General features: G+C 72.4%; 5 protein-coding genes. 4 read left to right on the top strand and 1 reads right to left on the bottom strand.

Annotated features, from left to right (window positions below; genetic code table 11):
• Positions 1-249: 249 nt before the first annotated feature.
• From OO70_RS50045 to OO70_RS50030, 4 genes are all read left to right on the top strand, one after another.
• Positions 250-867 (top strand): HAD family hydrolase, encoded by a 618-nt coding sequence (locus tag OO70_RS50045; RefSeq protein ID WP_043688154.1) that lies wholly within the window; start codon positions 250-252, stop codon positions 865-867.
• A gap of 119 nt (positions 868-986) precedes the next feature.
• Positions 987-1,622, top strand: a complete 636-nt coding sequence (locus OO70_RS50040; protein WP_043688152.1) for a LysE family translocator — start codon at positions 987-989, stop codon at positions 1,620-1,622.
• Between the two features lie 72 nt (positions 1,623-1,694).
• Positions 1,695-2,411 carry a Clp protease N-terminal domain-containing protein gene (locus OO70_RS50035; protein ID WP_043688149.1) on the top strand — a complete coding sequence of 239 codons (717 nt, stop codon included), beginning with the start codon at positions 1,695-1,697 and terminating at the stop codon, positions 2,409-2,411.
• Positions 2,412-2,475: 64 nt separating this feature from the next.
• Complete coding sequence (locus OO70_RS50030; protein WP_043688143.1) at positions 2,476-4,164, top strand: bifunctional 3'-5' exonuclease/DNA polymerase; 1,689 nt, start codon at positions 2,476-2,478, stop codon at positions 4,162-4,164.
• A 3-nt stretch (positions 4,165-4,167) separates the two neighbouring features.
• On the opposite strand, the gene OO70_RS50025 is transcribed toward OO70_RS50030, so the two are convergent.
• A partial coding sequence (locus OO70_RS50025) for a tetratricopeptide repeat protein (protein ID WP_043688141.1) occupies positions 4,168-6,376 on the bottom strand: 2,209 nt, incomplete at its 5' end.

The following is a 6,376-nucleotide window of genomic DNA, read 5'->3' as shown; positions in this document are numbered from 1 at the left end:
TAAGGAGTCGTCGGCAGCGTCAGATGTGTATAAGAGACAGGTGGAAGAGGAAGGTGCGGGGCTGAGGAGTTGGGTGCCGAAGCCAACGCCACCCCTTGACTCCCGTCCGGTCCCGCCCGTTGGCTCCCGTCCCGCCCCTGACTCCCGTCCCCGCACCGCACCTTGGCTCCCGTCCCCGTCCCGCCCCTTGACTCCCGTCCCCGCACCGCACGTTGGCGAGCAGCGCACCGGCTGGCAAGATCGCACCGCATGGAGACGCTGCCGTTCGACGCCGTGCTGTGTGACTTCGACGGGGTCGTGCACCGGTGGGACCCCGACGGGATGAACGCGCTGGACCGGGCCTGGGGACTGGCCGAGGGCACGCTGGCCGGGGTGGCGTTCGAGAGCGAGTTGCTGCTGGCGGCCGTCACGGGGCAACTCAGCGATGAGCAGTGGCGGTTGCGGATCGCCGACGACCTGTCGCCGGTCTGCGGGTCGGCCGAACGCGCCCGCGACCTCGTGGCCGCGTGGAACACCCTCACCGGGCAGGTCGACCCCGACGTCATGGACGTACTCGCGCAGGTCCGCCGCACGGTGCCGGTGGTTCTGGTCTCCAACGCGACCACCCGGCTGGAGAGTTACCTCGCCGAGGTCGGGCTGTCCGAGGCGTTCGACGCGGTGGTCAACACCTCCCGTGTCGGAGTCGCCAAGCCGGACCCGCGTGTCTTCCAACTGGCCGCGCGGCGCGTCGGAGTCGAGGCCGGACGCTGTCTGTTCGTCGACGACACCGCCGGTCATGTCGTCGCGGCCCGGGAGGCGGGGTTGTCGGGGCTGCACTACCAGCACGTCGGCCAATTACGGGACGCGGTCGCGCCGTTGCTCGGTTGAACCAGCCGCCTCCCTCCACATCGGCGCCGCCTCTGCCGTCCTTCTCCTCCTCTCTCCCCCCGTCCCAGTCCGCGAAATTCGGTCGCCGCCCTCCCGACCCGACCACGAGCATGGCGCGCATGGTCGACACCTCTCTGTACGCGGCGTTTCTCGTCGCCGCCTTCGTGCTCTGTGTCACTCCGGGCCCCGACATGATGTTCATCGTGGCGATGGGCGGGCGGGGTGGGCCCGCCGCCGGGGTGACGGCCGCCTGCGGGGTCGCCTGTGCGATGTTCGTGCACTCGGTGGCCGCGGCGCTCGGGTTGTCGGCGCTGTTCCTGACGTTGCCGGTGCTCTATCACGTGCTGCGCTGGGCGGGCGCCGCCTATCTGCTGTACCTGGCCGTGAAGGCGTTCCGGGAACGGGCAGCGGCATTCACGGCAGAAGACCAAGGGCAGGGCGGTGGGGTCGGGCGGCGCCGGGCCTTTCTTCAAGGGGCCCTCACCAATCTGCTCAACCCCAAGGTGATCCTCTTCGACGTCGCGTTCCTGCCGCAGTTCGTGAATCCCGAACTCGGCCATGTGGGCGAGCAGTTCCTCGCCCTCGGGTGCACGATCACGGTGATGGGCCTCATGGTGGACGGTTCGATCGGGCTGCTCTCCGGGAAGCTGGCGGCGCTGCTGCGGCGGAGCCGGCGGGTGGCTCGGGGGCTCAACATCTTCAGCGGGACGGTGTTCACGGGGCTGGCGGTGCGGTTGGTGGCTTCACCGAAGTGAGGAGTGGCGAGGGGTTCAGCGGACTGTCAACTCTGGGTTGACAGCACCTCACTGTCAACCTACGGTTGACACATGACGACCAACCCGAACGTCACCTCGTCCGTACGTCTCGACGACCTCATCGACGCCATCAAGAAGGTCCACCCCGCACCGCTGGACCAGCTCCAGGACGCGGTCATCGCCGCCGACCACCTGGGCGACGTGGCCGACCATCTGATCGGCCACTTCGTGGACCAGGCCCGGCGTTCCGGCGCGTCCTGGACCGACATCGGCAAGAGCATGGGCGTCACCCGGCAGGCCGCGCAGAAGCGCTTCGTGGCCAAGGAGTCCGCCGACCTCGACCTCAGTCAGGGCTTCAGCCGGTACACCGTCCGCGCCCGGAACGTGGTCATGGCCGCGCACAACGCGGCCATCGCCGCCCGCAACCCCGAGGGCCGCCCCGAGCACCTGGTTCTCGGCCTGCTGGCCGAACCGGACGCCCTGGCGGGCAAGGCGATCGTCGCGCAGGGGGTCCCCCTGGACGCCGTACGCCAGGCGGCCGCCACGGCGCTCCCGCCGGCCGCCGACGAGGTCCCGGACCTCGTCCCCTACGGCCCCGACGCCAAGAAGGTCCTGGAACTCACCTTCCGCGAGGCCCTGCGCCTGGGCCACAACTACATCGGCACCGAGCACATCCTGCTCGCCCTGCTGGAGCACGAGAACGGCGAGGGTGTGCTGAACAGCGTCGGCATCGACAAGCCCACGTCCGAACAGCACATCGCCGAGATGCTGCACCGACTGCAGGGCTGAGCCGACTACGGGGCTGAGCCGCAGGTCACGGGGATTGTCAGTGCCGCCTGCCACACTCGCGGACATGACCGACCGGTGGGCGCTCGCTCCGGCCGAGGGTGGTGGTGCGGAGGTCGCCACCCTCGGTCCGGACGGGCTGCCCGTGGGCGCGGTGCGGTGGGAGCCGGATCTTGTCGAGGCCGTACGCGGCCGACCCGAGGTGAGCCGGTGGGTGTGGCGGTCCACCGCCGAGGTGTATCCGGCGCTGCTCGCCGCGGGGGTGCGGGTGGAGCGGTGCTACGACGTGGAGGACGCCGAGACGCTGCTGCTCGGGCACGAGGGGCGGCACGGCGAGCCCCGGTCGGCCGCCGCCGCGCTGGCCCGGTTGCGGGGTGGGCCCGTGCCGCCGGATCCGCCGCAGCGGGCCGCCGAACCCGGCGCGCAGCCCTCGCTCTTCGAGCCGCAGAGCGTCCGGCTCCCCCTGGCCGACCTCCTCGCGGTCTACGCCGAGCAGCAGCGGCGGCACGACTCCGCCGAGCACCCGGACCGGATGCGGCTGCTCACCGCCTCCGAGTCGGCGGGGATGCTGGTCGCCGCCGAGATGAACCGGGCGGGGCTGCCCTGGAGCGCCGATGTGCACCGGGAGATGCTGCACGAGTTGTTGGGCGAGCGGTATGCCGGTGGGGGTGAGCCGCGGCGGCTCGCCGAGTTGGCGGACGAGGTGTCCGTGGCCTTCGGGAGACGGGTGCGGCCCGATCTGCCGGCGGATGTCGTCAAGGCCTTCGCGCAGGCCGGCATCAAGGTCGGCTCGACCCGGCGCTGGGAGCTCCAGTCCCTCGACCATCCGGCCGTGAAACCGCTGCTGGAGTACAAGAAGCTGTACCGGATCTGGGTCGCCCACGGCTGGTCCTGGTTGCAGGACTGGGTGCGGGACGGGCGGTTCCGGCCGGAGTTCCTCGCGGGCGGGACGGTCACCGGGCGCTGGGTCACCAACGGCGGGGGCGGGCTGCAGATCCCCAAGGTCATCCGGCGTGCGGTGGTCGCCGACCCGGGCTGGCGGCTCGTCGTCGCCGACGCGGACCAGATGGAGCCGCGGGTGCTCGCCGCGATCTCCCGCGACCCCGGGCTGATGGACGTGGCCGGCCGGGCCACCGACCTCTACCAGTCCGTCTCCGACCGCGCCTTCTCCGGCGACCGCGACCAGGCCAAGATCGCCGTGCTCGGCGCGGTCTACGGCCAGACCTCCGGCGACGGCCTCAAGAACCTCGCCGCGCTCAGACGCCGGTTCCCCAAGGCGGTGGCCTACGTCGACGACGCCGCGCGAGCGGGAGAGGAGGGGCGGCTCGTGCGGACCTGGCTGGGGCGGACCTGCCCACCGGTGGTCGGAGGCGAGGACGCCGGGGAGGAGGCGGGCATCCCTCAGGACGATCCGGGCTCCGCCCCCGCCGACCAGGGCTGGGTGCCCGGCTACGCCTCCACCAACTCCCGCGCCCGGGGCCGTTTCGCCCGTAACTTCGTCGTCCAGGGCAGCGCCGCCGACTGGGCCCTGCTCATGCTCGCCGGGCTCCGGCGGGCCTGTGCGGAGCTGGCGGCCGAGCTGGTCTTCTTCCAGCACGACGAGGTGATCGTGCACTGTCCCGAGGAGGAGGCCGAGACCGTGGTCGCCGCGATACAGGAGGCGGCCGACCTCGCCGGACGGCTGACGTTCGGGGAGACACCGGTGCGGTTCCCGTTCACCGTCGCGGTGGTCGAGTGCTACGCCGACGCCAAATAGGGCCTACGAGTGCGGTGGTCGACGCGCGTCACGCTGCGACAACAGCTCCACCAGCTCCTGCACGACCGCCTTCTCGTCCGTCCCGTCGAGCGCTTCGAGAGCCGCCCGCCACTCCGCGTACGCCTCCTCCGTACGGCCCTGTTCCCGTAGCAGCAGGCCGTGTTGGTGCCGGGCCAGGCCACCCATGTAGCGGTCGGCGCGGGCGTCCGCGCGACGCAGCAGTTCCGCGCACTCGGTGTCCGCGCGTTCGGTGCGGCCGAGAAGGCGCAGGGCGCGGACCAGGCCGAGGCGGGTCTGCGACTCGCCGTGCCAGTCGCCGTGGCCGCCGAGGATGCGCAGGCTCTCCTCGAAGTGCGGTACGGCGGCGGCCGGTTCGCCGAGGGCGAGATGGGCGTAGCCGATGTTGCAGTGCGCGGAGTGCTGCACGATGACCGCGCCGATCTCGTCCCCGATGGCCAGCGAGCGCCGGTGCTGCTCGATGGCGGCGCGCGGATCGGTGTGCTCGTACAGGTTGCCGAGGTGGCTGTGGGTCACGGCCTCGCCGTACGGATCGTCCAACTGCCGTGAGTACGCGAGGCTTTGACGCAGGGCGACCCCGGACTCGGCGTAACGGCCGAGGCCTTCGAGGAGCAGGCCGCGGTTGTTGAGGCAGCGGCGGATCCAGGAGGCCGCGTCGAGCCGCCACCAGATCGCCAGGGCCTGGTCGTTGAGGCCGAGGGCCTCGCTCTGCCGGCCGGTCAGGAAGTGCAGGCCGGCCAGGTCACCCAGCGCGTACGCCTCCGCCGCCGCATCGCCGAGCCGCCTTGCCGCGCCCAGGGCGGCCCGGCCGAGCGCCTCCATCTCGGCGACCCGGCCGCTGCGCAGGACGTAGGGGAAGAGGAGCCGGACGAGGGTCGAGACGTGGGCGGTCCTGCGAAGGTCGTTGCCCTCCTCGCCCCCGTACCGGTTCACGAGTGTCACCACGTTCTCCAGCTCCAAGCCGCCCCAGGTGAAGGCGTCTTCGGAGCTGCCGAAGGGGGCGGTGGCCGCCACCTCGGGCGCGTGGCCGGGGAGTTGGGCGGCGGTCGGGCGGCGGCGGTCGTCCTGGTCGAGGCCCGGTTCGACGATCGCGGTGAGGGTGCGTTCGGCGACGGCGGCGTACCAGCCGAGGGCGGTGTCGACGAGGTCGTCCCTCCCCTCCGAGTCCCCTTCCCTCAAGTCCCCCACCCCCAAGTCCCCTTCCCCCGCCGCCAGTTCGCGGGCGAAGTCGCGGACCAGGTCGTGGGGGGCGTAGCGGCCGTACGCCGTCTCCTCCAGGAGTGCCACGTCCACCAGGCGGTCGAGGGCGGCCTCGGCACGGTGTTCGTCGGCGCCGGCGAGACGTGCCAGCAGGGGTGCGCCGTACGCGGGGAGGTCGAGGGTGCCGATGTGGCGCAGGGCGAGGGCCGCGTCCCGGTCGGTCTCGCGCTCGGAGGCGGCGAGCGCGTCGTGGGCCACGGCCAGGGAGCGGCGGACGCTGAGGTCGTCGTACTCCAGGTGGTTCAACCGGCTTTCCGTGGCGGCCAGTTGACCGGCCAGGACGTCCGGGGTGAGGGCCCGGCGGGCGGCGAGGCGGGCGGCGACGACGCGCAGGGCGAGCGGGAGGCGGCCGGTGAGTTCGACGAGGGGGTGGGCCGCGTCGAGGCCTCCTCTGCCCGACACCGCACGCAGCAGCGCCGCGCTGTCCTCGCCGGACAGGGGCGCGAGCGGGAAGCGGCGGGCGCCGTCGAGGGCGGTCAGCGGCGAACGGCTGGTGACGATCACCGCGCAGCCGGTGCCGGCCGGCAGCAACAGCCGTACCTGGGCGGCGTTCTCGGCGTCGTCCAGCACCATCAGCGTGCGGGTCGGGGCGAGCAGGGAACGGAGCAACGCGGCTGCCGCGTCCGGGTGTTCGGGGATGTGCCGGGGTTCGGCGCCGAGGTCGCGGAGCAGGGCGTGGAGTGCCTGGCCGGGGGTGAGGGGGGTCATGCCCGGGGTGGCGCCGTGCAGGTTCACGTACAACTGCCCGTCGGGGAAACGTTCCCGCAGCTGGTGGGCCGTGTGCAGGGCGAGGGCGCTCTTGCCTACGCCGGCCATGCCGCTGATGACGGCGAGGGTGTGGGGGTGGGAGTTGGGCTCCGCCGTAAGGCGCGCGAGGGTGTCGTGCAGGGCACGGAGGGTGTCGGCGCGGCCGGTGAAGTGGGCGGGTGGGGGC

Origin of the sequence: Streptomyces xylophagus, assembly GCF_000716435.1 — a bacterium.
GTDB classification, from domain to species: Bacteria; Actinomycetota; Actinomycetes; order Streptomycetales; family Streptomycetaceae; genus Streptomyces; species Streptomyces xylophagus.
This window is presented reverse-complemented; position numbering and strand designations above follow the sequence as displayed.

Excerpts from the sequence above, each read along its gene's own strand:
- OO70_RS50045 (WP_043688154.1), top strand. The coding sequence starts at position 250 with ATGGAGACGCTGCCGTTCGACGCCGTGCTGTGTGACTTCGACGGGGTC.
- OO70_RS50040 (WP_043688152.1), top strand. The coding sequence starts at position 987 with ATGGTCGACACCTCTCTGTACGCGGCGTTTCTCGTCGCCGCCTTCGTG.
- OO70_RS50035 (WP_043688149.1), top strand. The coding sequence starts at position 1,695 with ATGACGACCAACCCGAACGTCACCTCGTCCGTACGTCTCGACGACCTC.
- OO70_RS50030 (WP_043688143.1), top strand. The coding sequence starts at position 2,476 with ATGACCGACCGGTGGGCGCTCGCTCCGGCCGAGGGTGGTGGTGCGGAG.